This window comes from Arthrobacter sp. SLBN-112, from assembly GCF_006715225.1.
Lineage (GTDB): Bacteria > Actinomycetota > Actinomycetes > Actinomycetales > Micrococcaceae > Arthrobacter.
Genome location: NZ_VFMU01000001.1, coordinates 2,098,224 through 2,124,339, shown reverse-complemented (window position 1 = coordinate 2,124,339; position 26,116 = coordinate 2,098,224). Strand labels below are relative to the sequence as shown.

General features: G+C 65.2%; 27 protein-coding genes. 8 read left to right on the top strand and 19 right to left on the bottom strand.

What is annotated here, in order from left to right:
- Positions 1-5: 5 nt before the first annotated feature.
- From FBY33_RS09920 to FBY33_RS09910, 3 genes are read right to left on the bottom strand one after another with little or no spacing between them, the layout of a single operon-like run.
- The gene (locus FBY33_RS09920; protein ID WP_142030423.1) at positions 6-749 is read right to left on the bottom strand and encodes a cupin domain-containing protein; all 744 of its coding nucleotides are present in this window, start codon (positions 747-749) and stop codon (positions 6-8) included.
- 3 nt (positions 750-752) lie between these two features.
- Complete coding sequence (locus FBY33_RS09915; RefSeq protein WP_142030422.1) at positions 753-1,718, bottom strand: PmoA family protein; 966 nt, start codon at positions 1,716-1,718, stop codon at positions 753-755.
- Positions 1,719-1,744: 26 nt separating this feature from the next.
- Positions 1,745-2,884, bottom strand: coding sequence for a Gfo/Idh/MocA family protein (locus tag FBY33_RS09910; protein ID WP_142030421.1), 1,140 nt, complete (start codon positions 2,882-2,884; stop codon positions 1,745-1,747).
- A 272-nt stretch (positions 2,885-3,156) separates the two neighbouring features.
- Between FBY33_RS09910 and FBY33_RS09905 the strand changes: the two genes are divergently transcribed.
- A complete protein-coding gene (locus FBY33_RS09905; RefSeq protein WP_142030420.1) occupies positions 3,157-5,535 on the top strand; it encodes a glycoside hydrolase family 3 N-terminal domain-containing protein in 2,379 nt (792 codons plus the stop codon).
- A gap of 1 nt (position 5,536) precedes the next feature.
- Here FBY33_RS09905 and FBY33_RS09900 read toward each other — a convergent pair whose 3' ends face one another.
- The 7 genes from FBY33_RS09900 to FBY33_RS09870 form a co-directional block, all read right to left on the bottom strand.
- Entirely contained in the window at positions 5,537-6,247 is a 711-nt protein-coding gene (locus FBY33_RS09900) for a YesL family protein (protein ID WP_235010507.1), read from the bottom strand.
- A 31-nt stretch (positions 6,248-6,278) separates the two neighbouring features.
- Positions 6,279-7,913: an ABC transporter substrate-binding protein gene (locus tag FBY33_RS09895; RefSeq protein ID WP_142030419.1), complete on the bottom strand. Its 1,635-nt coding sequence runs from the start codon at positions 7,911-7,913 to the stop codon at positions 6,279-6,281.
- 6 nt (positions 7,914-7,919) lie between these two features.
- Positions 7,920-8,819: a carbohydrate ABC transporter permease gene (locus FBY33_RS09890; protein WP_142030418.1), complete on the bottom strand. Its 900-nt coding sequence runs from the start codon at positions 8,817-8,819 to the stop codon at positions 7,920-7,922.
- A 26-nt stretch (positions 8,820-8,845) separates the two neighbouring features.
- A complete protein-coding gene (locus tag FBY33_RS09885) occupies positions 8,846-9,826 on the bottom strand; it encodes an ABC transporter permease (protein WP_142030417.1) in 981 nt (326 codons plus the stop codon).
- 9 nt (positions 9,827-9,835) lie between these two features.
- Positions 9,836-11,896: a beta-galactosidase gene (locus FBY33_RS09880; RefSeq protein WP_142030416.1), complete on the bottom strand. Its 2,061-nt coding sequence runs from the start codon at positions 11,894-11,896 to the stop codon at positions 9,836-9,838.
- Positions 11,897-12,222: 326 nt separating this feature from the next.
- The gene (locus tag FBY33_RS09875; protein ID WP_142030415.1) at positions 12,223-12,825 is read right to left on the bottom strand and encodes an SOUL family heme-binding protein; all 603 of its coding nucleotides are present in this window, start codon (positions 12,823-12,825) and stop codon (positions 12,223-12,225) included.
- Positions 12,826-12,884: 59 nt separating this feature from the next.
- A complete protein-coding gene (locus FBY33_RS09870) occupies positions 12,885-13,388 on the bottom strand; it encodes a DUF3592 domain-containing protein (protein WP_200831353.1) in 504 nt (167 codons plus the stop codon).
- 134 nt (positions 13,389-13,522) lie between these two features.
- On the opposite strand from FBY33_RS09870, the gene FBY33_RS09865 reads away from it, so the two are divergent.
- Both FBY33_RS09865 and FBY33_RS09860 read left to right on the top strand, forming a co-directional pair.
- Complete coding sequence (locus FBY33_RS09865) at positions 13,523-13,984, top strand: MarR family winged helix-turn-helix transcriptional regulator (protein WP_142030414.1); 462 nt, start codon at positions 13,523-13,525, stop codon at positions 13,982-13,984.
- Positions 13,981-15,237: an MFS transporter gene (locus FBY33_RS09860; protein ID WP_142030413.1), complete on the top strand. Its 1,257-nt coding sequence runs from the start codon at positions 13,981-13,983 to the stop codon at positions 15,235-15,237. Before FBY33_RS09865 ends, FBY33_RS09860 begins: the two co-directional genes overlap by 4 nt.
- A 79-nt stretch (positions 15,238-15,316) precedes the next feature.
- Here FBY33_RS09860 and FBY33_RS09855 read toward each other — a convergent pair whose 3' ends face one another.
- The 9 genes from FBY33_RS09855 to FBY33_RS09815 all read right to left on the bottom strand — a co-directional run bounded on the left by FBY33_RS09855 (position 15,317) and on the right by FBY33_RS09815 (position 21,002).
- Positions 15,317-15,559, bottom strand: a complete 243-nt coding sequence (locus FBY33_RS09855; protein WP_142030412.1) for a hypothetical protein — start codon at positions 15,557-15,559, stop codon at positions 15,317-15,319.
- Between the two features lie 104 nt (positions 15,560-15,663).
- On the bottom strand, positions 15,664-16,014 hold the full coding sequence (locus FBY33_RS09850) for a cupin domain-containing protein (RefSeq protein ID WP_142030411.1): 351 nt from the start codon (positions 16,012-16,014) through the stop codon (positions 15,664-15,666).
- 152 nt (positions 16,015-16,166) lie between these two features.
- A complete protein-coding gene (locus FBY33_RS09845) occupies positions 16,167-16,556 on the bottom strand; it encodes a VOC family protein (RefSeq protein ID WP_142030410.1) in 390 nt (129 codons plus the stop codon).
- A gap of 241 nt (positions 16,557-16,797) precedes the next feature.
- Positions 16,798-17,121: a hypothetical protein gene (locus tag FBY33_RS09840; protein ID WP_142030409.1), complete on the bottom strand. Its 324-nt coding sequence runs from the start codon at positions 17,119-17,121 to the stop codon at positions 16,798-16,800.
- A gap of 115 nt (positions 17,122-17,236) precedes the next feature.
- Positions 17,237-17,581 (bottom strand): iron chaperone, encoded by a 345-nt coding sequence (locus FBY33_RS09835; RefSeq protein ID WP_142030408.1) that lies wholly within the window; start codon positions 17,579-17,581, stop codon positions 17,237-17,239.
- A gap of 9 nt (positions 17,582-17,590) precedes the next feature.
- Entirely contained in the window at positions 17,591-18,058 is a 468-nt protein-coding gene (locus FBY33_RS09830) for an SRPBCC family protein (RefSeq protein ID WP_142030407.1), read from the bottom strand.
- 31 nt (positions 18,059-18,089) lie between these two features.
- Positions 18,090-19,007 carry a 2-hydroxyacid dehydrogenase gene (locus FBY33_RS09825; protein ID WP_142030406.1) on the bottom strand — a complete coding sequence of 306 codons (918 nt, stop codon included), beginning with the start codon at positions 19,005-19,007 and terminating at the stop codon, positions 18,090-18,092.
- Positions 19,004-19,789 carry a DeoR/GlpR family DNA-binding transcription regulator gene (locus tag FBY33_RS09820; RefSeq protein ID WP_142030405.1) on the bottom strand — a complete coding sequence of 262 codons (786 nt, stop codon included), beginning with the start codon at positions 19,787-19,789 and terminating at the stop codon, positions 19,004-19,006. The genes FBY33_RS09825 and FBY33_RS09820 overlap by 4 nt, the downstream gene beginning before the upstream one ends.
- Before the next feature lie 70 nt (positions 19,790-19,859).
- Complete coding sequence (locus FBY33_RS09815; RefSeq protein ID WP_142030404.1) at positions 19,860-21,002, bottom strand: Gfo/Idh/MocA family protein; 1,143 nt, start codon at positions 21,000-21,002, stop codon at positions 19,860-19,862.
- Between the two features lie 138 nt (positions 21,003-21,140).
- Here FBY33_RS09815 and FBY33_RS09810 point away from each other — a divergent pair, with 138 nt between their 5' ends.
- The 5 genes from FBY33_RS09810 to FBY33_RS09790 all read left to right on the top strand — a co-directional run bounded on the left by FBY33_RS09810 (position 21,141) and on the right by FBY33_RS09790 (position 26,100).
- Positions 21,141-22,043: a PfkB family carbohydrate kinase gene (locus tag FBY33_RS09810; RefSeq protein ID WP_142030403.1), complete on the top strand. Its 903-nt coding sequence runs from the start codon at positions 21,141-21,143 to the stop codon at positions 22,041-22,043.
- Between the two features lie 18 nt (positions 22,044-22,061).
- Entirely contained in the window at positions 22,062-22,946 is an 885-nt protein-coding gene (locus FBY33_RS09805) for an aldolase (protein WP_142030402.1), read from the top strand.
- Between the two features lie 91 nt (positions 22,947-23,037).
- Positions 23,038-24,327: an ABC transporter substrate-binding protein gene (locus FBY33_RS09800; protein WP_142030401.1), complete on the top strand. Its 1,290-nt coding sequence runs from the start codon at positions 23,038-23,040 to the stop codon at positions 24,325-24,327.
- Positions 24,324-25,280, top strand: a complete 957-nt coding sequence (locus tag FBY33_RS09795) for a carbohydrate ABC transporter permease (RefSeq protein ID WP_142030400.1) — start codon at positions 24,324-24,326, stop codon at positions 25,278-25,280. The genes FBY33_RS09800 and FBY33_RS09795 overlap by 4 nt, the downstream gene beginning before the upstream one ends.
- Positions 25,281-25,284: 4 nt before the next feature.
- Entirely contained in the window at positions 25,285-26,100 is an 816-nt protein-coding gene (locus FBY33_RS09790; RefSeq protein WP_142030399.1) for a carbohydrate ABC transporter permease, read from the top strand.
- The last annotated feature ends 16 nt before the right edge of the window (positions 26,101-26,116 follow it).

The following is a 26,116-nucleotide window of genomic DNA, read 5'->3' as shown; positions in this document are numbered from 1 at the left end:
CCGGGTCACGCCCGGTGCTGGTTATCGGAAAGTTCCCACGTCTGGATTCGGCCACACATGCCGTAAATTCTGCGGTTTTCCCGTTTTCCCATCGTAGTTCGCGCTTCCCCAAGATAGATACTTTCCGCCGTGCCGAGGAAAGCCAGTTGCTGACGGGTGACCTCCGCCTGACGGGCTGCTCCCCCGGCGAGCAGTTCGCCCCAGGTCCCGGTCCTGTCAGCCACCAGGCGGGCAGCCGCTGCGTGGAAGTCCGCCAAGGCTGCCGGCCCCGAAACCAGGACGGCGTGCTTCAGCGCAAAGTAGCCCTCCAGCGCCAAATCACGACGGCGGCGCGCGGCTTCCTCCCCTGCGGCGAGTCCTGCGTCGGCATCCTTGTGCTCCAAAGCCGCCGCACGACGGTAGGTTTCCGCGTCCGCGAGGTGCTCAGGCGGAAAGGTCATCACGGCGTCGCCGTGCTCGGGCAGCCCCGCGTTCTGCATGACCACCAGGACCCTCAGGTCGCCCGAATCATTAATGGCACGGTGCACGGTCCCCGGAGTGAACCAAAGGACCACGCCCGGAAGCAAGGGGATGGACGTGAAGCCACGTGAATCCAGCGTCTCCAGCCGCCCGGCACCTTCCAGCACCACGTATGCCTCGGTGGAGGCGGTATGCACGTGCGGGGATCCTCCCGCGGCGCCGTCCGTGCCGGGCCAGTCGTAGATGCTGATCTCGGACAGCCCCGTGGCACCCGGAAAGGTTGAGCCCATGCTTTACGCCCAGCCGCCAAGGGCTGCCTGCGCGGCACCCGCCAGCTTCCCGGCGCGTTCGGCGTCCACGCCGCCGTCGGCAATTACCACGGCGTAGCGGTACGTCAGCGGCGAGCCCTCCCGCAGCGGCACTTCCTCGCTGAAGAACGGGGCCGAGCCCAGGCAGCCGAAGATGGAGGACCTGGCGAACCACTGGTTGGGCGCACCCGGGTTGGTGCTGTCCTCCACGAAGGCGATGGTGGAAGACCTGCAGGTGACGTCGTGCTTGCCTGTAAAAGCGATCCACGGCGATCGGGTACCCATGAACCCGTCCGTCCCGGTCCCGTCCGGGCTGCGGAACTCCCCGCCGGTGAAGGATCTCGGGCCGCGCCAGAACAGGCCGCCATAACCCGCGTTGTGGCGCCCCTCGGTGGTGGGGCTGCCGATGAGGATCTCCTCACCGGAGATGTTGCTCATCCGGGTCTCGAAGAGGATGGCGTAAGCGCCATCAGGGGCATCGCCGTCCAGCAGTTGGATGCTGAAGCGGCGGCTCTCCGCGATGACCGGTTCGCCTTCCTGTGAGGTCCAGGTCAGCGATTCCGACACCGTAATCCCGGCTCCGGACTGGTCGATCCCCGTGAAGGATCCATGGGTCATGGCGCCGTTGTTGTCCAGGTTGGCGTACTCGGTTTGGCGCGTGTAGGTGGCGCCGCCCCAGAAGTTGTGGCGGCCCACGTTGGGCAGTGCCCAGGACAGCCCCTTGTGCCAGACGTGGTCCCAGGGCCGGGAGATGGTGACCTCATCGCCCCCAAGGGTGGAGAGCGGATGGAAGAACGGACGGGGACTCTCATACTGGCTGTCAGTGGGCCTGTAGGTGTAGGTGGCAATCGGCCTGTCGTTGGCCGTGAAGGTCAGGGCGGCGCCGTCGTCGGCGAAACTCAAGCGGGCTGAGGACGCGGCTGGGCGGGCGGTGGCTGCGGGGGTTGTCATGGGACGGTGTCTCCTTGGACGTGGTGTCAGGCGTGGGCGCGGAGCGATGATGCGGCGGGTGCATCGAAGGCGGTCGAGTCCAGGACCGCAGTGCCCAAACCGTCGCCGTCCATGCCGCCATAGAAGGGATGGCCGGGGACGATCGCGCCCCGGCGCACCGCCTGGCCGGTGAAGGCGGAGGCGTAGATTGCGGCAGCCAGTTCCAGGGTCTGCCGCGCGGAGTCTGCTCCGGCCGGAAGGGGGCGGCCGGCGTCGAGCGCGTCGTACATGGCCAGGAACTGGGCGGAGTGTCCGCTGCCGCGTTCCAGCGGCTGGCCGGTCCACGCGCTGCTGACCTGGTCCTCGTGGCCCGGGGCGGCGGTGATGGTCCAGTCATCGGTGCTGTAGCCGTAGAGGTGCCTCAGTTCCACGGTGGCGAACTCGCAGTCGATCCGGATGTCCGAGGTTTCCCGCGGTGAGAGCAGCGAGTTGATGATGGTGGCCACGGCGCCGTTGCGAAACCGGACCAGCGCAGCGGACACGTCCTCGGTGGAGGTGGCACGCGCCTGCCGGCCCGCAATGGCAGTCACTTCCTCCCACGGGCCCAGCAGGTGCAGGAGCAGATCGAACTGGTGGATGCCGTGGCCCATGGTGGGTCCGCCGCCCTCGGCGTTCCAGGTTCCGCGCCAGGGCAGGTCCCAGTAACTGTCCGGCCGGTACCAGAGGGTGTCGCACCGGGCAACCAGCGGGCGGCCGAACCCGGTGCCGCCGATCAGCTGCTGCGCGGCTGCGGAGGCATCGCCGAAGCGGTGCTGGAACACGCAGGAGAACTGCGCGTTGCCCTTGGCCTGTGCGGTCTCCAGCCGGTCAAAGTCGGCCAGGCTCAGCGCCGGCGGCTTCTCGGAGAGCACGTGGACGCCGGCTTCCAGGCATTCGATGGCCTGGTCGATGTGCAGCATGGGCGGGGTGCAAAGGTGGACGATGTCCGGCTTGGCCTTTGCGAGCAGCTGGCCCAGGGTGAGATAGGTGCCGGGGATGCCGTGCTTTTGGGCGAAGGCGTCCAGCCGGTCCTGGTCAACGTCGCAGGCGGCCACCAGCTCCCCCCGTCCGCCTGTCCGGGCCAGATTGTCCGCATGAACCGCGGCGATTCCGCCTGTTCCCACAATGGCCACTCTGTACGTCCGCATGTTCTCTCCGTCGTTGCAGTAGATTCGGGTGCCGCCAGCAGGTGTTCCGGGTGTCCGGATCGGCAGCTGGACCCCGGCAGTTAGATGGACCCACGGAAACTTTCGAAAACATCGGAGGAAGTTTCCGGTGCGCAATTTCCTCTGCGGGTCAGCGGGCCCCGCTTCAACCGTAGGAAGTTTTTGATCCGTGAGTCAAGGCTTTTGATCTAGAAACTAAACGGAAGTTTCTGATAGTTTCTTTCAAACGCCTTTTCAACCCTAGGAGACGCCCCGTGACCAGCGGTGCCGCCGAACAGCAAGCCCTCCCCACCGCCACTGCGGGCCGCCCATCCGGCACGGACGCACGCGACGCCGTCGAACGCCTGATCCGGGAGATGACGCTGGAGGAGAAGCTGGCCCAACTCGCGGGGGTGTGGGTGAACGCCTCCACGGACGGTGACTCCGTGGCGCCGCTGCAAAACGAGATGGCCGGCGACGCGCGCTCCTGGGATGACATGATCTCGTCCGGCCTGGGTCAGATCACACGGATGTACGGCACGGTCCCGCTGGAACCCCTGGAGGGGGCCCGCCGGCTGGCCGCCGCCCAGGAGCAGATCATGGCCGCGTCCCGATTCCGGATCCCGGCGCAGGTGCACGAGGAATGCCTGGCCGGGCTGGCGGCCTGGAAAGCCACCGCCTTTCCCGTGCCGCTGGCCTGGGGTGCCACGTTCAACCCCGTCCTGGTCAGGCGGATGGCCGGGTTGATCGGGGACCAGATGCGCTCCCTCGGCGTCCACCAGGGCCTGGCACCGGTGCTGGATGTGGTGCGCGACCTGCGCTGGGGCCGCGTGGAGGAAACCATCGGCGAGGACCCCTACCTGGTGGGCACGGTAGCCGGCGCCTATGTTTCAGGACTCGAAGAGTCAGGGATTGTGGCCACCCTCAAGCACTTCGTGGGCTACTCGGCATCCCGTGCCGGCCGCAACCACGCGCCTGTGTCCATGGGCCCGCGGGAATTGGCGGACGTGATGCTGCCCCCCTTCGAGATGGCTCTAAAGCACGGCGGCGCCCGCTCCGTGATGCACGCGTACACGGACATCGACGGCGTTCCCGCGGCTGCCAACCGCGCCCTGCTGACTTCGCTGCTTCGGGACGAATGGGGCTTTGCCGGGACCGTGGTGGCGGACTACTTCGGCGTCGCGTTCCTGAACATGACCCACGGCGTTGCCGCGGACTCCGGTGACGCAGCTGCCCTGGCCCTCACGGCAGGCGTGGACGTGGAGCTGCCCACGGTGAACTGCTACGGCAAGCCGCTGCTGGAGCGCGTCCGGTCCGGCGATGTATCCGAGTCCCTGGTGGACACCGCGCTCCGCCGTGTCCTGCGGCAGAAACAGGAAGCCGGGCTGCTAGCCCCCGGCTTTGATCCCGCTCCCCCGGTTCTCGCCGCCGGCACAATCGATCTGGATCCAGCGGACAACCGGGCGTTGGCCCGCGAGCTGGCCGCCCAGTCCCTGGTGCTGCTGACCAACAGGACGTACGACGGCGGGCCAAGCCTGCCGCTGCCCGCGGCGGCGTTGGCGTCCCTTGGCGTGGTGGGGCCATTGGCACAGGATCCGTTCGCGATGCTGGGCTGCTACTCCTTCGACGCCCACGTTGGCGCGTCCCATCCCGATGTGCCCATGGGCATCCGGGTTCCCACCGTCGCCTCTGCCGCCGCCCAACGTTTCGGTTCGGTCCAGGCCGCCGCCACGGGAACCTGCGAGGCCATCACCGGCGAACAGATCGCGGAAGCCTGCGCCATTGCCTCCTCCGTGGACACCTGCGTCATCGTGGTGGGTGACAACGCCGGCCTCTTCGGCCGCGGCACCTCCGGTGAAGGCAATGATGCGCCGGACCTGCAGCTGCCCGGTGACCAGCACCAGATGCTGGACCGGGTGCTGGCCGCAGCCGAGGCTGCCGGGACACGGGCCGTCGTCGTGGTCCTCAGCGGGCGGCCCTACGCCCTGGGCGACTTCGCCGACCGCGCCGCGGCCATCGTCCAGGGCTTCTTCCCAGGGGAAGAGGGAGCGGAGGCGCTGTGGGATGTGCTGACGGGCGCCGTGAACCCCTCCGGCAAACTGCCGGTCTCCGTGCCGCGCACGTCCGGGGGCCAGCCGGGAACGTACCTTCACAGCAAGCTGGCCGGCCCGTCCGGCGTCAGCGCCCTGGACCCGTCACCACTGTTCGGCTTTGGCCACGGCCTGTCCTACACCTCGTTTGAATTCTCCGCCCACGCGGCCAGTGTGCCCACCATGTCGACGGCGGACCTGGTCACCATTTCGTGCGCGGTCACCAACACGGGCGGTGTTGACGGCGCCGAAGTGGTGCAGCTGTACCTGGCGGACCCGGTGGGCGAGGTGGTCCGCCCGGTTCGGGAGTTGATTGGCTACGCGCGGGTGGAACTCGCCGCCGGCGCGTCGGCCAGGGTGGAGTTCACGGTGCACGCCGACCGCACCTCATTCACAGGACTGGACCTGAAGAGGGTGGTCACGCCCGGCGTGGTGAAACTGCACGTTGCGACCTCCAGCACCGCCGATGTCCATACCCACGCACTCGTCCTCCAGGGCGAGCGCCGGGTGGTGGGTTATGAACGCGAGATGCTGACGCCCGTGACAGTGACGCCGCAGGGCTAAACTATTCCTGGACGGTGAACTTCTCCTCCACCAGGCGCAGCAGCGGCCGGGAGTTCAGGCAGGCCAGATAGACAACGGCCCCGGCGATGACCGGCAGCAGGAATGCGGTGGACATCAGCAGCAGGGTTGTGGTGACGAACAGTATCCCGGCGTTGCCCAGGGAGACCCGCTTCCGCCCACTGAAGCTGTACAGGGACAGGCGGTAGAGGTCCCGGATACGGAATGAAAAACGCGACAACAGGAGCAGCGCGTTCAGGGCCGCGGTGGCCACGAGCAGTCCGAGGACCAGCAGCGCCAGACGGAGCGCGGGCTCGACGGCATTGCCCGGACCCAGCGAGGCCGGCAGCCCCGCCAGGTTTACGCCGATCACGCAAAGGATGAGCAGGTACGGCGTCCAGACTTTGATGGCCTGTACAAAGTTCATCCGGTAGCCGCGCACGAAGTCCCGGTAGACGCCCGTGTCATACCCGGCGAGCAGCCGGTTGAATGCGTACATGGACGCGGCCAGGGCCGGGCCCGCCGGGACCAGCGCGACGACGGCGGGCCAGCCTCCCGCGACCGGCCCCGCCAGCAGTGCCACCAGCAGCAGTGCGTTGGCCAGCACCAGCAGGGCCGAGCCCATCATTACGCCGGCCACGGTGCCGGCCGCCTTGAACAGGGGGCCGGCACCGTACTCCGCCTTCTTCTGAACCACCAACTGCCTTTCGGTCACCGCGGAAAGCCTGCTGCCGCCGTCGTACGCCTTATTTCTTGTCTGCGTACGCCTTGTAGGCCTTGTTGGCCAACTCTACGTACTTGCCCATGCCCTTGGCGTCCAGCTCCTTGAGGTAGGCATCGAACTCGGAGAGGCTGCGCTGGCCGGTGATGAACTTTAGGGTGTTCTGCTTGACGTGGTCCTTCAGGGGCGTGAGGGTCAGGGTGGCCTGTTCCCGGTCCGTGTCGCTGAAGGGCACGGGAGGGGCAACCGGCCTGGGCTTCTTGCTCTTCATGGCTTTTTGGAACGCCAGCTCCTCCTCGTTGAAGGTGGATTGCAGCAGGTCCGTGGTGCCGCCGTAGGCGAAGTTGCCGCCGGAGAAGCCGTAATCCACGCGCAGGTCCTTGGTTCCCGCCGGATTCAGGCCCTGGAAGTTGATGTCCTTGGCCAGGACGCGCTTGCTGCCTTCCTTGGTGTAGGTGGTGCCCTGCACGCCCCACTTTGCGAACTCCTGGCCCTGGTCGCTGTAGAACAGCCAGTCGATGTACTGCATCAGCGCCACGAAGCTGTCCTTGTCCTTCACGGACGAATTCAGCATGATGCCGTTTTCCAGCCGCGAGCCGCCGATGACGTCGCCTGCGGGGCCGCCCGGAACGGTAATTTTGCGGACGGCGAAGTTGCCCTTGCCCAGGGACTGCTCCATGGAGGTGCGGTACGTGATGATGTTCTGCGAGTTGGCGCTGATCACGAACGACTTGCCGGACGTGAACTTTTGGATCGCCGCATCATCGGTCTGGGTGAAGCTTTCCGGGTCCATCAGGCCCTCGGAGACCAACGAGTTGAAGTAGGTCACCAGGTCCTTGAACTTGTTGCCCGCGGCACCGAACGTGAACTCCTTCTTGCCTTCATCGAAGATCAGGCCATCCACCAACCCCCAGCCCGCCACCGTGCCGAAGGCTGTACCGGCGATGTTCAGCACGCTGTTGCCGTTGAACCGGTCGGAGAACGGGACAACGTCGGGGTGGTTCTTCTTAAGCTTGCGCAGCACCTCGCGGAACTCGTCCCAGGTCTTGGGCTCGGCAATGCCGTCCTTTTCCAGCACGTCCGTGCGGAAAGCCAGGGTGTAGTCCGGCCAGAGTTCCTCGTGCAGGCCGGGCAGCACGTAGTACTTGCCGTCCTCCTGGGTGAGGCCCGCGATTTCCGGTTCCAGCTTCCACTTCTTGATCTTGTCCTGGTAGTGCGGCATGAGGTCTACGTAGTCGCTGACCGGAAGGACGGCGCCGGAGGAGACGTAGGCGCTCTCCTGCCCGGGGTAGGTCTTGGCGATGATCTCCGGAGCCTTGCCGGAGCTGATCAACAGGCTGCGCTTCTGTTCGTAATCGCTTTGCGGAACGATGGTCGGTTCCAGTGTGACGTTGTTGTCGCCGGCCATCTTAGTGAACAGCAGCCAGTCCTTCTTGTATGGATAGGTGGGCTGGTCGCTGAACAGGAAGGTGAAGCTCAGCGGCGCCGTCGCCTTGAACGTATCCCCCACCCCAAAGCTGTCCATCGCACCATTGCGGGCCTTGGAGGTATCGGCCTTGCTGCCGGAATCTGAGTCACACCCGGCCATTACCAGGCCGAAGGCTGCGAGCGCGGACAGGCCGAGGAAGTCTCGTCTGCGGATCATTGGTTTTCCTTTCATAACGGGTTATTCCTTGACGGAGCCGAGCATGACGCCCGAAAAGAAGTACTTCTGGACAAACGGGTAGACGCAAAGGATGGGGATGACGGTCAGGACGATGGTGACCGACTGGATGTTCGCGGCGATCTGTCCCACGTTCTCCGCGGTGCCGCCGGCCGAGCCTGCGGTGGTGACGCCGGCAATCATGTTGCGGAGGTAGATGGTCACCGGGAACAGGTCGGGGTTGTCCAGGTAGAGGAACGCCTGGAACCAGGAGTTCCAGTTGGCCACGGCATAGAACAGCACCATGGTGGCCACGATGGCCTTGCTCAGTGGCAGGACGACCTTGAAGAGGACGCCGTACTGGGTGAGGCCGTCAATGGCGGCCGCCTCCTCCAGCTCGCGCGGCATGTTCTCGAAGAACGACTTCATGATCAGCAGGTTGAACACGCTGATGGCGTTGGGCAGCACCACTGCCCACAGGGTGTCCCGCATGCCCAGGGACGTGATGAGCACGTAGTTGGGGATCAGGCCGCCGTTGAAGAACATGGTGAACACCGCGATGCCGATGAAGACGCTGCGGCCCTTGAGGTCTTTTTTCGCGATGGCGTACGCGAAGGATGTGGTGAGCACCATGGAGATGGCCGTGGCCACCACGGTGTACAGGATGGTGTTGCCGTAGCTCCGCCAGAACACCGTGTCCGCCAGGATCAACTGGTAGGTCTCGGTGTTGAAGCCCAGGGGGAACAGATTGACTTGGCCTGCGTTGATGAAACCTTCGCTGGAGAAGCTCTGGGCAATGATGTTCAGGAACGGGTACATGGTCAGGAACACCACCACCAGCAGGAACACCAGGTTCACCACCCGGAAGACCCGCATCCCGCGGGATACCTTCATGTCCTTGAGGAGGACTCCGGTTTCTTTCATTGCTGTTCCTTTCACCCTTGCCCCTATCACCACAGGCTCGTTCCTGCGAGCCGCTTGGAGATGGCGTTCGCGGAGAGGATCAGCGTGAGGCCGATGACGGATTCGAACATTCCGATTGCCGCGGCGTAGCTGAAGTTGCTGGATTCCAGGCCCACCCGGTACAGGTAGGTGGAGATGACGTCTGAGGTTGCGTAGTTGAGCGGGTTGTAGATCAGCAGGATTTTCTCGAAGCCCACGGCCATGAAGGTGCCGATGTTCAGGATCAGCAGCGTGATGATGGTGGGCCGGATGGCCGGCAGCGTCACGTGCCAGGTCTGCTGCCAGCGGTTGGCGCCGTCGATCCGGGCTGCCTCGTACAGGGATTCGTCCACCCGGGTCAGGGCGGCCAGGTACAGGATGGCGCCCCAGCCCATGGTCTGCCAGACCTCGGAGCTGATGTACATGGGCCGGAACCAGTTGGCGTCCTGGGTGAAGTTCACCGTGGTGCCGAACAGTGTGTTGGCGATCTGGTTGACCGTGCCTGTCATGGAGAAGTTCTGCAGGATCATGCCGGCGATGATCACCACGGACATGAAGTGCGGCAGGTAGGCCACGGTCTGGACGAACTTCTTGAACTTTTGTGAGCGCAGTTCGTTGAGCATCAGCGCGAAGATGATGGGCATGGGGAAGCTGAACAGCAGCGTCAGCACGCCCAGGATGATGGTGTTCTGGAACGCCTGCCAGAAGCTGGGATCGTTGATGAACAGGGTGACGTATTTCAGGCCCACCCATTTCTCACCGAAAATGTTGCCGCCGGGCTGGAACTGCCGGAACGCGATCACGTTGCCGGCCATGGGCAGGTACCGGAACACCGCGAAGTAGGCCAGCGGCAGCAGCACCAGCGTGTAGAGCCGCCAGTCGCGTTTGAGTGCCAGTTTCCAGCCGCCGGGTTTGTTCCGCGGTTTCCCGGTCCGCGTTGAGGGGTCTGCGTTCACCGCCTCGGGAGGTACTTCCAATCGCATGGCCATGGTTGCCTCCTATCGGCCGGTTTCTGCTGTTGTGGTTTGATCGATGACCAGGACGCCGTTGGCGGGGAGCTCCACCGTGCCTTGTACGGCTGTTTCGGTAAGCAGGTCCATGCCGCCGGCCTTCACGTCTACCCGGGCGGGTGCGTCGTTGTGGTTGAGGACCAGCAGATAGCTGCGTCCGTTGCCGGTACGACGGCGGACCTGCACTCCCGGCGGCGCGTCCAGTTCCGGGCGGATTCCGGCAGCCGCGTGTTCGTCCCCGAGCAGTTCTGCCAGGAAGGTGCTGTCCACCCGGGCGGAAAGGTAAACGGCGGTGCCGCCGCCGAAGCTGTTGCGGGTGACGGCGGGCGAGCCTTCCAGCCGTCCCGACGCGTAGCTGGCCAGCACGTCCGCCGTGGTGGTGTGCAGGTGCTCGGTCCAGTATTCCGCGGAGGCAGTGCCGCCGTCGGCCATTGAAAGCTTCACTGCCTCGCCTTCACCGGCGAGCGGATGCATCTCCTCGCTCCAGGCGCCCAAGACCTTGCGGAGCGCACCGGGGTAGCCGCCCAGGCGGATGGTGTTGTCAGGGTCCACGATGCCGGAGAGGTAGCTGGCCACCAGGCGTCCGCCGCCGGAGACGTACTCTTCGATCCGCTGCGCGGCGTCGTCGGAAAGGAGGTAGGTGGCAGGCAGGACCACCAGGCTGTACTGGCCCAGGTCGGTCTTGGTGTCCACGAAGTCCACGGGAATATTGGCGTCGAAGAACGGCCGGTAGAGGCGGAGGACTTCCTGCGGATAGTTAAGGTCAGAACGCGGGGAATTGCCGAGTTCCAGGGCCCACCAGCAGTCCCAGTCGAAGACCAGGGCCGCCTTGGCGCTGGAACGGGTGCCGGTGATGCCGCCCAGGCCCTTCAGTTCCTGGCCCAGTTCACAGACCTCACGGAACACGCGGGTGTTGGGGCCGGCGTGGTTGACCATGCCCGAGTGGAAGCGTTCGGTGCCGCCTCTGGCCTGGCGCCATTGGAAGAAGAGGATGGAGTCGGCACCCTGGGCGATGGCCTGGTAGGAGCCGAGCCGCATTTTGCCGGGAAGTTTGGAGACGTTGACTGACCACTGGCTGACCGCCGCGGTGGCCTGTTCCATCACCAGCCAGGGCTGGCCTTTCCGCAGGGAGCGCATCAGGTCGAAGTTGAGGGCGGCGGCCACATGGGCGTCCTCCTCGCGCGGGTCCGGGTAGATATCCAGGGCGGCGGCGTCTTCCTCGGCTGCCCAGGCCCAGTAGTCGTTGTTCTTGTAGAAGCGCATGAAGTTGGTGACGATGGGCAGGTCCGGGGTGTGCCGGCGCAGGATGTCCCGCTCCGCCTTGTAGTGCGCCAGCATGCTGTCCGAGGTGAACCGGTGGAAGTCCAGGCGCCGGGAGGGGTTGGACCAGGTGCGGGGCTGTGCGGGGGCGCTGACTTGGGACCAATCGGAAAAGACCTGGCCCCAGACGTCCGTGCTCCACGCTGAGTTGAGGTCCTCCATGGTGCTGTACTTTTTCTGCAGCCATTCGCGGAAGGCGCGGTCGGCATGGGGGCCGTAGGAGACCGGGCCATATTCGTTGTTGACGTGCCACATGCACAGGGCCGGATGGCCAGCGTAGCGTTCCCCCATTTTCTCGGCCATGGCCAGGGACTTTTCCCGGTAGGCAGGGTGGGAGACGTCAAAGTGCTGGCGGGACCCGAAACCGAAAGTGGAGCCGTCCGCCAGGACCGGGAGGATATCCGGGTACTGTGCGATGAGCCAGGCCGGCGGGACGGCGTCCGGAGTGGCCAGGTCCACGCCAATGCCGTTCGCGTGCAGCAGGTCCATGATCTCGTCCAGCCAGCCAAAGTCGTAGACCCCGTCGGCCGTCTCCAGCCTGCTCCAGGAGAACACTGCCAGGGTGACCAGATTTACGCCGGCCTCCTTCATCAGGCGGACGTCCTCCGCCCACACTTCGCGGGGCCACTGTTCCGGGTTGTAGTCGCCGCCGTAGGCAACCCCGCCAAGGCGTTCGTGCAGGCGCTTGAGCCGGTGCTCGGCGGTCCTGGTGCTTTGCTCGCTGGTCATCATTGTCCTTTAGTTGGGCATGCTGGCCGCGGGGTCCCCACCGGTGCGACCTGCATCACATCCAAGAAACTATCGTAAAGTTTCAGCAATAACAACAGGTCGCAGAGAATTGGGAGCCGACTTCCCAAGACGGCAGGACTATCTATGCCTGCGCCCGCATCGGTGGCCGGAAGGCGCACAAAAGCCCATGGCCCGAAAGGCCATGGGCTTTTGTGCATGTCTTTTCCGAAACTGAAGAAACTATCGGAGAACTTTCAGCACTTGGGTGCGCCCCGCATTCGGCAGCGACTGTACGGCGGCAAGCAGCACCATCCGGCGCCGGCTTGTCAGGAGCGGGACGTTCCTTCTGCTGAGCCCGGGTCCGCCACGTCCTGGATGACCTCGTTGCGCCGCAGGAACCACGGCTTGAACGGCGGGTCGAAACGGGCGAACCTGGGCGCACCCACGGGAGTCAGCCCGGCCAAGGTGAGCGCCGCCTGCAGGCCGTCGTTGCGCTTCTGGAAGGCCGCTGCGGACCCGCTGCCGGAGAAACCCAGCACTGCGGCAAGAGAACCCGGCACCGCACGTACCTTAATACTGGGATCAGTGGGCACTGGAGCAGTATCAGCGGTCACTCCAGCCGGAAGGACGAAGGCCACCGAAAATTCGGCGGGGGCCGAAGATCCGGGCAGCGGGCCGCTCTGGATCACCGGGGCGGTCATGGCCAGCTTCTGCGGTCCCGGTTCCTGAAGCACCGGGGCAGTCATGGCAAGCTTCTGCCGGGCAGCATTGCTGCCGCTGATGTAGTTGAAAAGATGCCGGAAGGCGGCATTGCCGGCGCGGTCAAAGTCGGCCGTGACCGTCACTTCGGCCACGGCATACTCCGGATACCACCGCAGTTCGAAATGCGGATAGCGCCGGATCAACTCATAGGGCTGCTGCTCGGTCATAGTGGACAGAGCCTACGCCCGCAAAGCCTGAGCGGCCAGACCCACAGGCCAGGACGGACTCAGGCCATTTGCTCCAATGCGGGTTTCCGGAACCTGGCGCGGAGGACGGCACTGCCAATCACAAACGTGAACACGAGGCCGATCACACCGAAAATGACGGTCAGCACAACGCCAACACCGCGGAACCACACGCCGTCGCTCTCATAGCCAAGAACAATGGCCCGGCCGGGATCGTTTTCGGCATGGACCACCGTCTCCCCGCCGCCCACTTCGGGATGCTGGTCATGGTCCACTGCCGCGAAGGCCTTGTGCGGCAACCCGTCCGCCGTCGAAAATTCGACCTGTATCCTGCGCTTGGAAGCCTTGGTGACATCGTCGAAGTGGACGATCGTTCCGGCGGCCTGGACTCCCGTCCGGGCAAGCTCCTCATCGGCATTAATTATGAAACTGCCTAGGCCGATCAGGATCGGGCCCAGGCAAAGGACCACAACGGTCACCGCAAGGTTCAGTCTCCCCTTCCAGGTCAGCCAGGGTTTACGGGTTCCAATTCTGCGCCCAGTCACGGCCCCATTCTGCCGGAACATGTTGCCAAACCCACTCTTCCAACTGTTGCCCAATGATAAGCAGGCGGACCATAATAGTTAGCAGAACTAATTAGCACTGCTAAGGAACGTCAGCAGGAGGCGCACCCGTATACATGTCCCCTACCCAAACGAAGAACAAGACAGCTGCAGACCCCACCGCCCCGGACACCCTCGCCATCGATCTCCGCACCGCCGTGATGCGCACGTCCCGCAGGCTCCGCGTCGAGGCAACCGGCGACATCATCACCCCCGGCCAGTACACCGTCCTCGCTTTGCTGAACGGCAGCGGTCCCAGCACCTTGCGCGCACTCGCGGAAAGTGAGCACGTCCAGGCGCCGTCCATGACAAGGATCGTCAACGCGCTGGCCGACCAGGGCTTTGTCACCAGGAGCGCGGACCCCGACGACGGCCGCCAGGTCCGCGTGGACATCACCGATGCGGGACGGGCCGTCCTCGCGGAAGCACGCAACCAGCGGACGGCCTGGCTGGCCCAACGCGTGGCCGGGCTCAGCGAGGAAGACCGGCTCATCCTCAGCCGGGCGGCCCGCATCATGCAGGAAATGAGCGGCAAATGAGTGCGATGTTCCGTGCGCTTGAGAACCCCGATTACCGCATCTGGGCCGGCGGCGCAATCGTCTCCAACATCGGCACCTGGATGCAGCGCGTGGCCCAGGACTGGCTGGTCCTGACCGTCCTCACCGACCACTCGGGTGCGGCCGTGGGCCTCACGACCGGCTTGCAGTTCCTGCCCATGCTGCTGTTCGGCCCCTACGGCGGTGTGCTCGCCGACCGGTACCGGAAGCGCATCATCCTCATGTGGACGCAGCTGGCCATGGCGTTCACCGGCCTCGCCATCGGCCTCCTGGTGGTCACCGGGACCGCCCAACTGTGGCACGCGTACGTGGCGGCCTTCTGCCTGGGCGTCGCCAGCGCGGTGGACGCGCCCGCACGCCAAGCCTTTGTCTCGGAGCTGGTGGGGCAGGAGAACATCTCCAACGCGGTGGCATTGAACTCCGCATCATTCAACACCGCCCGGCTCACCGGCCCCGCCATTGCCGGGGTGCTTATCGCCTGGGTGGGTACGGGCCCGGTGTTCCTGCTTAACGCGGCCAGCTTCGCGGCCGTCCTGGTCTCGCTGTTCAGGATCCGCATCAGCCAGCCCGCCCCGCCGGAAAAGGGCGAGCGGAACAAGCACCAGGTGGCCGAGGGTGTCCGGTATGTACGCCGCCGGCCGGACCTGATGCTGATCATGGTCCTGGTGGGCATCCTGGGCGCGTTCGGCATGAACTTTCCCGTCATCAACTCGCTGATGGCCACCACCGAGTTCCGCATGGGCCCCAGCGAATTCGGGCTTCTGGGATCAATCATGGCGGTGGGCACCCTGGCAGGCGCCCTCCTGGCGGCACGCCGGTCCCGTCCGCGGCTGAGGTTCCTGCTGGGCGGGGCGCTGGGGCTGGGTATTTTCACGATCCTGGGCAGCGTGGCCCCGTCCTTCTGGGTCTACGCCGTCATCCTCATTCCCGTAGGGCTGGCATCCATCACGTTCCTGAACAGCTGCAACACCAGCATCCAACTGTCCGTGGAACCACAGTTCCGCGGGCGCGTACTGGCCCTGTACCTGGCCATCCTGCAGGGCGGCACCGCCCTGGGATCGCCGCTGGTCGGTTGGATCGGAAGCCAGTTCGGCGCCCGCTGGTCCGTGGCCTGCGGTGGGATCGTGGTGCTGCTGGCCGGCATGGCGGCGGTTATTGCGGTCACCAGGCGGAACCGGCTCACCCTCCTCGGCGCGTTGCGGATGGCGCTGGGACGCCGGGAGCCGGCCGTCTGATGTGCGGCGGGCAGGGATGGTCCCCCGTTTTGGCCGTGGGCCGGTCCCCCAACATCACGCGTCGCCGGCCCACGGCGGTCTAGTCGCCTGAGGCGGGCGGAAGCGCCGAGCGGCGCATAAGATCGTCCTCGACGAGGCATCGGAGGGCGTAGGACTGGTCCGGTTCCAGGGCGATATTGCAGTCTTCGAGTGCGTGCCGCAGCAGGAGCAGATCGGCGGCCGGAACGAGAGGCCAGCGGCGGAAGGCATGGAACACCCTGCCCTGTGCGGGGGCGCCGGGACGAATGGTCCCGGCAGGCGGTCGGTCAGCAGCGGCGTCCATCATCAGCTCCCATGAGTAACTTGCCAGCTGACTGCTCAACCACGGGTATGGCCAAGATACCCAGAACAAAGCCGTTAGGCCACGGGTTTCTACAACCCGTGGATTTATGACGGAAGCTTCCTGACGATGTCCACGGAGATTTCCACCGCCGGAACCGTTCCCCTGTTCTCCAACCAGTGGTTGGTGTTCCGGTCCTCCGGCCAGCCCACTCCGGGCCCGTATTCCCGGGTCCCGCCATCACGGTGGTCGGTGATGGTCCCCTGCAGGATATAGACAGTGCCGGGGCGGCCCGCATGATCGTGGCGGGGACCGAAGACCCCGCCGGGCTCGATCGTCACCATCCGCATCCGCAATTGCCGGCCTTCCATTCCTTCGATTTCGCCGTCAAGGTCAACGGTCGCCAGCAACTCCACCGAGACGCCTTTAGTCTCCGGCGCCACCTCTTCCACACTCATGCTCGTGCCTTCCTGTAAGGCCGCTTACGACGGCGGCGCCGGCCTGCCGCTGCCAGGCACCCGGGTGCGGGTGCTTTAGGCGGCAAGTGCCGGCGTCGTCCTTCTGGCTGTGCTGCCAGGTGTTCGAGTATGCGCCTGTTGGCGGTGGTTGGCTACGTGACGGGGATGGAGGAAATGTTCAGGATGTTGCCCTCGCTGTCGAGGAACCACGCACCCTTCCCCATGCCTTCCATCGTCGCGATGCCGTTCTCGGTTTTGAGCCCCGGCATGTCGTACTCCTCAAAGACGACGCCGCGGCTCCGCAGCTCTTCCACTTCCCGTTCCACGTCTTCGGCTCCCCAGCCCATCTGCGTGTTCTTCGCCGAACCGGCATTGTCCGTCCGGTAGAGAAGGAACCCGGTACCGTTGCCGCACTGGTAAACCAGGTTGTCGTTATCAATGGTCTGGCTGGGTTCGAGGCCCAGCTTGTCGCGGTAGAACTCCCTTGCCCTGTCAATGTCCTTTGCGGGCAGTACGGGCATGACTTGCAGATCCTTGAGCATGACGGCTCTCCTTGTGCATTAATGGCGTTGCTCTCCCCCTGAAACAGTCCGGCTGCGCCCTGCCGGGCCTCGTGGCCGTCCTTCCCGCCGATTGCCGGGGCGGCCGCCTGGAACCCCTGCTTCCGCCGTGGCACAGGACAGCGGCGGGAGGTTCCCGAAGTCTTACGAGGCCATTATGGAACCGAATGCGCCGGCGCGAAATAGGGGAAAATTTGAACGTTGACGGGCACCTGCCGGCGCCCTATTTCCGGGCCGCCCGCACCGCTTTGCGCATCGCCGCGCCGGCGACAGAGACCAAGGGGACGAGGCACACCAGCGTGGCGATGGTGTTGGGGCGGAAAACCGCGTGGCCATTAACCGTCCGGTACACCCCCAGCGGCACAACAAAGCCGCCGCCCCCTCCACCTGATGCGCCCTGGTCCGACTCCGTACCGCCACCGAAGCCGAAGGACACCAGCGCCACAGGCACTATTTCCTCCCCGCCCAGGTTCACGGGCGGGCCGTATGCGCGGGCAACGCCCATGTTCTTGAAGGAGTCTGCAAGGGACGCGAGAGTGTCAGCCATGGCAACAGGCTAGGCACGCGGGCACCGCGCGGGAAGGACCATAGGTCCTGCCTGCAGCACTCCGCTGCAGACGGGACCCGCACCCGCCTGGTGCGTGCCGCCGTCGTATTGCGGCCTACTTCCGGATTTCGGCGATCCGCCGCCGGATGAGGTCCGCCAGCACGTCGTCGGGCACGGGGTGGTCCGCGGTGAAGCGGATGGTTCCCTTGGACAGCGAGTACCCCTCGAGCCTGTCCGCCACCGCCTCCACCACGGCGGAGGAGAACGGAAAGATCGAGAGGTGCTTTGCCGTAGCTATGGCGGCCAGCAGTGGTTTGCCGTCGAGCTTGAGGGCGGGCATGCCGTAGCTCATGCCCTCCGTGGCGCCGGGAGCCAGGGACCGCGCAAGCTCCACCACGTGCTGCAGGCAGCTGCGGTCCGGTTCCTCAACCTGGGCCAGCGCCTGGTCCACAGCGCCCACCTGGACGCCTCAGCTCTTCCGTGCCGCAACGGTGGAAGCCAACGCTGCGAGTCCCCGCTCGAAGTCGCCACCCACCATCTTGTCCATGTTCATGAACAGCGCGAACACCCTGGCCAGGCCCTTGTTCTCCCCGGTCATCCGCCAAGTCACCTCCGTGCTGCCCTGGACAGGGGTGAAGCTGAACGTGGTGGGGTTCAGTGCCTTGAAGGGCCTGGTGAACTGAAGCCGGATGCGGACCAGGCTTGAAGGTATGGACTCCTCGATCTCCATGGTGCCGCTGCCCGCCTTGCGGTTGCCGCTCCATTCGTACCCGGCCCCCGCGCCGGACTCACTGCCGAAGTAGCGGCGGCTCATGCCTGGGTCGATGGTCTCCCACGGGGACCATGCGGTCCACTCGTGGAAGTTGTTGACCAGCGGAAAGATTTCCTCGGCGGCGGCAGGGATGACCGTACTGCGGCGGACTTCAAAGGTGGACATGGGCCAAGCATAGGGGCCGGAGCCGCAGCCGTTAAGGAAGGACCACGTTCACCGGGTCCTTGCCCTCCAGCAGCAGGCCGATCTGCTTCCGAAGCAGCCGGACCATCCTGGGGAACATGGCCGAGCTGGCACCGCCCACGTGCGGGGTGATGAGCACGCCGGGGGTGGTCCACAAGGGGTGGTCAGCGGGCAGCGGTTCCGGATCGGTGACGTCCAGCGCGGCCCGGAGGCGTCCGCTGGAGGTTTCGGCCAGCAACGCGCCGGTGTCCGCCACCGGACCGCGGGCCACGTTGACCAGCAGGGCGCCGTCCGGCATGGCAGCCAGGAACTTCGCGTCCACCAACTGCTGGGTGTCTTCGCTTAGGGGGACGCTGACCACCACGATCTCGTGCAGCGGCAGCTGCTCGTAGAGCGAATCAATCCCGAGGATGGTGCCGCGCTCATCGTCCCGGGCGCGGCTGGCCATCCGGGTGACCTCGGTTTCGAACGGCAGGAGCCGGGCCTCGATGGCCTTGCCCACTCCGCCGTAACCCACCAACAGCACGCGCCGGTCGGCCAGGCTGGGCCGCTGGCTGTTGTCCCATGCACCGGTTTCCTGGTTCCGGACAAAGTCCGGAATGCCACGCTGGGCGGCAATCATCATGCCCACGGCGAGTTCCGCCGTCGACGTCTCATGGACTCCCGCCGCGTTGGCGAAGGTGACCCCTTGCGGCAACACCGAGGCGACGCCGTCGTACCCGATGGACTGGCTCTGCACCAGCCCGACGTCGACTCCCTCCAGCGCGGCGAGCGCCGTCGGTTTCCCCATGTACCCGGGGACCAGCAGGTCCAGCCGGCCTTCCGGCGCCGGCCCGGTCAGGTCCCAGAGGACAAAGTCGACGCCGTCCATCGGCGCCAGTGCGTCCAGCAGGTCTTGGGCGGGCAGGCAGACGCGCAGGCGGGCGGTCATGCGGCCGCCACCATCAGCTTGACGTTGGCGGCACTCAAGGCATTCTCGATTTCCCTCGGCGGCGGCACATCCGTCACCAGGATGTCCACCGCGTCGAAAGCCGCCAACCGTGCCAGCGCATAGCGCAGCATCTTCTGGTGCGTTGCCACCACCACGACCTGTTCCGCTGCATTCATAAGGGCGATCTTAGTGGCGCGCTCCACGTCGCGCTCAATGTAGAAGGCCTCGTCATGGATGCCGCTGACTCCGATGAAGGCTGTCTTGGCACGCAGCCCGGCGGCAGCGCTGATTGTCATGGGGCCATTGAACGCCTGGCTGTCCAGCAGCAGCTCCCCGCCCAGGCAGATGGTGCGTGCCGCCGTCAGCTGCAGGCAGCGCTGGATGGCGGGCGCTGAGTGCGTGATGATGGTCCCGGTGAAGGACGTGGGCAGTTCCTGCGCGATCTGGTAGGTGGTGGTACCGGCATCGAGGATGATGGCATCCCGCTCACCGACCAGCGATAGGCAGGCGCGGGCCACCCGGAGCTTCGCGTCCGAGTCCTCGCGGACGCGCGCCGCGAAGTTTGCGTTCTGGCCATGCCCGTCCACCGCGCTGACGCCACCGTGGACCACCCGCGCCAGCCCACGCTTGGACAAGACGCGGGTGTCCCGCCGCACGGTCATGTCGGAAACGGCAAACGTCTCCGCCAGGTCATTGGTGGAAATGAACCCCCTGCGACCCAGTTCATCCAGGATGGTGCGCTGGCGGGGTGTCAGCGGCGCCTCTTCATATGCGGTGCTCATCGGCCGTTCTCCCTCCCCAATGCGCCGGGCAGGAGCCTGGCGGGATGTTGCAATTCCAACACGTAACTTCTTACGAACCTACCCCGACGGCGGTATTACCAAGCTCAATGGGACGGCCCTCCGTAATAGAACGTTCGGCAGCCAGGCCCATCCGCACGGACTGCAGTCCATCTGCAATGGTGACCTCCACCGGGCCTTCCCCCAGGATGGCCTTCCGGAAGCCCAAGTGCTCGTAGTAGGTGGAGCCGTGGTGCGCACCGGCGGCCAGGACGGCCTCATCCACCGGAACCTCATGCTTTTCCGGGCCAAGGGGAGAACGTGGGCTGAATTCAACAGTGGCTTCGGCCTCGTCACCGGGAATCCAGTGGTTGGCGGCTACCGGGATGAGGGTTTCAATCTTGGCAGTGTCGCCCACGACGGAGATCCGTTCCTGGAACTTGGATCCTTCAGCAAACATGGACAGCTCCAGCATGGCCCTGCGCCCGCCCTTGAAGTCGACGATCACGTAAGCGTTGTCCACCATGTCCGAAACCCGGCCTTCGTAGACCTCGTCCATATGGTTCACATCGTGGCCGCCGCTGGCGTAGACCCGTACCGGCTCGTCCTGGAGGATTAGCCGCATAAGGTCGAAGAAGTGGCAGCACTTTTCAACCAATGTGCCGCCGGTCCGTTCCGCAAAGCGGTTCCAGGCGTCCACCTTGTGCAGGAACGGGAAGCGGTGTTCCACGATGGAGAGCATGTAGATGTTGCCAAGTCTGCCGCCGTGCGCCGCCTGAATGACTTCCTGGACCGGCGGCATGTAACGGTACTCCATGGCCACCCACACCGGCGCGGAATAGCCCGCTGCGAGTACTTCCAGTTCGTCTGCCTGGGCTGCACTGGTGCATACGGGTTTCTCCACGAGTACAGGCAGGTTGGTTCCGCTGGCGAAGATGTCCTTCAAAATGCCCAGGTGCGTGTCGTTCGGGCTTGCGATGAGCAGTGCGTCCACCAGGCCTGAGGCCAGCAGTTCCTGGTGGGAAGGGAAGGTCTGCGCCTCATAGCCGATCTCCTTCACCGTCTCTTCGAGCGATGCCGGCGTGGGATCCGAGACTGCGGTGATGCGGCTTCCCGGGATCAGGGCAAGGTTCCGGACGTGTTCGCGGGCCATGTGTCCGGCCCCGATGAGGCCGTACCTGATGGTCTGGACCGGTTCCGCAGTAGGCAATGACATGAGCTGCTCCGTTTCTCTACGTTGAGGGGCGGGACGTGGGCGTTGCATCCCAAACACAACTATACAGAAAGTGTTGTTTTTCCAACATGATATGTGTATATTTCTTCAGTACCAGCCGGAACTACAACGAGGTGGAACGTGCCCCAACCGTCAACTGGAACCCTGCTCTTCGTAGGTTGCGCCACTCTTGACTCCATTGCCCTGGTGCAGGATTATCCTGCGGCGGACAGCCGCACGATTGCCACGGACTTTGCGACGGCGGGTGGGGGCCCTGCGGCGACGGCGGCCGTCGCTGCAGCCCGGGCGGGCGCAAACACCGCTTTCGCCGGTGTCCTCGGCAACGATGAAGAAGGTGACCGCATCATTGCCGGACTCGAGGCGGAAGGTGTGGACACCTCCGCGGTGATCAGGGACGCGGGTGTCAAAACCGGTGCCAGCGTCATCGTGGTCAGCAGTGCCACCGAAAGCCGGGCGATTGTCACCCGCCCGGTCCCGCCCGTCAGCTTCCCCGGAAACAGCCGCTTCTCTGAACTGCTGCAATCCGCGGCCTGGGTCCACACAGACCACCTGGGCTGGAACGCCGTGGCCAGCGCCCCCGGCCGTCCTGCCGGCCTCAGCATCAGCGTCGACGCCGGCAATCCCATTCATGCCTTCAGCCCACGCGGCGTCGCGCTCTATGTCCCCACGATCGAAAGGCTCAACGCAGAGTATGGAGCCGACCTCCCACCGGAGGTGCTCCTGCGGAAAGCACTCGACGACGGCGCCTCCGCCGTCGTCGCCACCGCCGGCTCCGAAGGTGCCTGGGTTTTGGAACGCGGCGGCGAACCCGTGCACGTCCCGGCCACCCCCGCCACCATCGTGTCCACCCTCGGTGCGGGCGACGTGTACCACGGCGCCCTCCTCGCCGCCGTGGCCGCCGGGCTTCCGCTCGTGGAAGCCGCCGCATTCGCGGGCCGCACCGCTTCGGCGTCCTGCGGCGGACTGGACGGCCGCTCGGCCATCCCGCGCCAGACCATCAATCTTGTCCCAGCCTCGAACTGATACTGAAAGAAGCAGCCCATGAGCCACACAGACCTTTCCCCCCTGCAGCGCCCGTCAGGCGCCTTCGCGATGCTTGCCGTTGACCAGCGCGAAGCCATGCGGAACATGTTCGCGGAGCACACCGACCAGCCCGTCACCGACGATGACCTGCGCGACTTCAAGCTCGAAGCGGCCAGGATCCTCACGCCCTACGCCTCCGGAATCCTCATCGACCGCCAGTTCGCGCTGGACCAAGCCATCGACGCCGGTGTGGTGGATTCCAGCTGCGGGCTCATCGCCTCCGCGGACCACTTCGAATCCGCGCACGGCGAACTGGTGGGCGAGGTGACCATCGACCGGCTGGTGGACCCGCACAAGTACAAGGCCCTGGGCGTAAAGGCCCTCAAGCTGCTGGTGCTCTACCGCCCGGACGAGCCCGCCGAGGGCCGGGTGGCCATGGTCCGCGAATTCGTGGACAGCTGCCGGTCCGCGGGGCTGATCAGCATCATCGAACCCGTCTCCCGCAAGCCCCTCGCCGACGGTGACTTCGACTGGAACGCCGGCATCCTGGCCGCCGCCAAGGAGCTGGGCAGCCTTGGCGCCGACCTCTACAAGGCCGAGGTCCCCTTCAAGGGCCAAGCGCCCGAGGAACAGGTCCGCGCCGCCTGCGCAGAACTGACCAAAGCCATCGACGGCCCCTGGGTGGTCCTCTCGTCCGGGGTTCCGGAGGACGTCTTCCCCGACGCCGTCCGGTGGGCCTGCCTGGAAGGCGCCAGCGGCTTCCTCTCCGGACGCGCCGTCTGGGCGTCCTGCATCGGTGCCCCCGACGTCGTCGAATCCCTGTCCACCGATGCCGTCCGCCGGCTGCAGCGCCTCTGCGCCGTGGTGGACGACGTGGTCTCGGCCCAGAAAACCAGCGCTTAGGCGCGGTACAAGCTCCAGAGCGTCCTTCCCGGGGCAACCCGTTTCCGCAGCAGCACACAAGGCACAGCAAACACTCAACGAGGAGATTATTGTGAGTCAGATTTCACGCAGGCAGGCTATGGCCATTCTCGGAGCCCTGGGCTTCGGCGCCACGGCGGCGGCGTGCGCCGGCCCCGGCGGTTCCACCGCGCCGGGCGGCGCCTCCGGACCGGCTGCACCGTCCACCGGCGCAGTAACCGGCAAGGTGTCCTTCGCCCACTGGCGCGGCGAGGACAAGGCCGTCTTCGACGAACTCATCAAGCGCTTCGCTGCAAAGCATGACGGCGTGGAGGTGGCCCAGGACATCTCCACCTCCAACGACTACAACGCCCAGGCCCTGCAGAAGCTGCGCGGCGGCTCCATCGGTGACGCGTTTGCCACCTTCCGCGGCGCACAGTTCAAGAACTTCACCGAGGCCGGGATCTACACCGAGCTCAAGGACAGCCAGGCGGTGAAGAACTACCAGAAAGGGCTGCTGTCAGCCGGCCAGAACGGCGACAGCCAGCTGGGCCTGCCATACCAGGTGGTGTTCCCCATGCCCATGGCCAACGTGGACCTCTTCGACAAGGCCGGAGCGGAAATCGCCCCCAAGAACTGGGATGCGTTCCTGGCGATGTGTGAAAAGCTCGCCTCCGCCGGAGTCATCCCCATCTCCTGGCCGGGCGGCGACGTGGGCAACGGCGGCCAGCTCTTCAACTGCATGATTGCCAACAACGCCCCGGTGGACGATATGTGCGCCCAGATCGAACAGGGCAAGCTCAAGTGCACCGACGACTGGTTCATCAAGATGCTGAACCAGTACAAGGACCTGAAGCCCTTCGTGCAGCCCAACGCCACCGGAACCGCGGTGGAGCCGGCCCAGAACCTGTTCTCGCAGGGCAAGGCCGCCATGCTCGCCACGGGCTCGTACCACATCGCCGCGGTCCGCGGACTGGGCGCCAAGTTCCCCATCGACCTGGTGTTCCCCAACACCACCTCCGACGGCAACGGCAAGTACGAGGGCGTCTACAACGCCACCTTCATCCTGGGCGTCAACTCGGCCAGCAAGAACCAGGCCGCCGCGGCAGCATGGATCGATTTCCTCTCCGAACCCGAGAACGCCGGCTACTACGCCAACCAGACTGCCCAACACGTTTCCGTGGACAAGGTGGAATACACCAACCCGGACCTGAAGCGGCTGAGCCCCTGGCTGCAGAAGAAAACCGCGCTCGCCGCCCGCTTCCAGTTCAACAACCTCGACGTCCGAAATGCGGTGGAGGCCAGCGCCACGGCCGTCATCTCCGGCACCAGCCCGGAGCAGGCAGCCGCTGCGGCCCAGAAGATTGTTGACGAACGGCTATGAGCATCCATCCCGGAACGGCTGCCGAACGGAAAGCACCGGGCAGCCATACGCCTGCAAACCCTGCCAAGGCGCGCCGCCGCTCCCCCACCCGCGTGAACCCGGCACTGTACCTCTTCCCGCTGCCGGCCGTCGCCGTCGTCGCCTTCTTCCTGGTGATGCCCACGCTGCAGGCCTTCCAGTACGCCATCACGGACTGGAACGGCTTCTCGGCGGCATTCAACTATGTTGGCCTGGACAACTTCATCCGCGCGTTCACCAAGGACTCGCTGTTCACCAATGCCCTGACCAACAACCTGAAGTTCGTGCTGCTGGTGGTCATCGCGCAGACCCTCTTCTCACTGATCCTCGCCCTGCTCCTCACCAGGAACTCCCGGGGCAGCATCCTGCTCCGGGCACTGTTCTTCTTCCCCACTATCCTGTCCTCGGTGTCGGTGGCCTTCATCTGGAAGTTCATCTACGACCCCAACTTCGGGCTGGCGAACTCGGTCCTCAGGACCGTGGGAGTGGACGGCGGCGCCTACCTCGGCAACGACGCCCAGGCCCTGTACTGGGTGGCCGTCACCCAGGTGTGGTTCCACTCGGGCCAGATGATGGTGGTCTACATTGCCGGGCTGCAGGCAATCCCCCGGGAACTCTACGAAGCGGCGGAGATGGACGGTGCCAACAAATGGCAGCAGTTCAAATCCATCACCTGGCCTTTCGTGGCCCCGGCCACGTCCATTGTGGTGGCCTACACCACCGTGCAGTCCTTCAAGGCGTTCGACCTGATCCTGGGCATTGCGGGAAATCCGCCCAAGAGCTCCCTGGACATCCTGTCCACCCGCATTTACAGCACCTTTGCCAACTCGGAATTCGGCTACGCCGCCGCCCAGTCGATCATCTTCATGGCGATGATCGCGCTGGTCACCTGGCTGCAGCGCCGCCTGCTCCGGCTGACCCCGAAGGGGGACTAGCAGCATGCTCGCCTCACTTAGCCGCCGCGCCATCCTGGCCATCTACGCGGTCATCATCATCGTTCCGCTGACTGTGGTCGCGTTCGGCAGTTTCAAGACCACTCAGGAACTCTTCGCCGGGCCCTTCAGCCTGCCGCACTCGCTCTCCACCGACAACTTCACCGAAGTGGTGGGCGGCCAGAACCTTGGCTCGTCCTTCATGAACAGCGTGATCGTCACCGGCATCTCCGTGCCGCTCACCCTGTTCCTGGCCAGCCTGGCCGGATACGCGGTGTCCCGGCTAAAGGGGTTCATGTCCTGGGCCATCTTCGGGTTCCTGGTGCTGGGCATGGCCATCCCGGCGCAGGCCAACATGGTGCCGCTGTACGTGCTCTTCGGCCGGCTGGGCCTGCTGGACAACCTGGGCGGCCTGATCCTGGCCAACGTGGTGTCCACCCTCCCCATCGCCGTGTTTATCCTGGGCGGGTTCATGCGGACACTGCCCAAGGAACTCTACGAAGCCTCCTCCATCGACGGCAGCGGGCCGTGGAAGACCTACTCCTCCATTGCCCTGCCGCTGTCAGCACCCTCCATCGCTGCAGCCGCCATCTTCCTGTTCGTCATCCACTGGAACGAACTGCTGTACCCGCTGCTGTTCATCCAGACACCCGGGAACCGGACGCTGCCGCTGGCGCTGCTCAGCTTCCAGGGCGAGTTCCAGACCAATTACCCGCTGCTGTTCGCCGGCGTCATCCTGGCCTCCCTGCCCGTCGTGGTGGCGTACGTCTTCCTGCAGCGCTACTTCGTGGCTGGCATTACCGCGGGCGCGAGCAAGGGATGAGCGCGACGACGGCGGG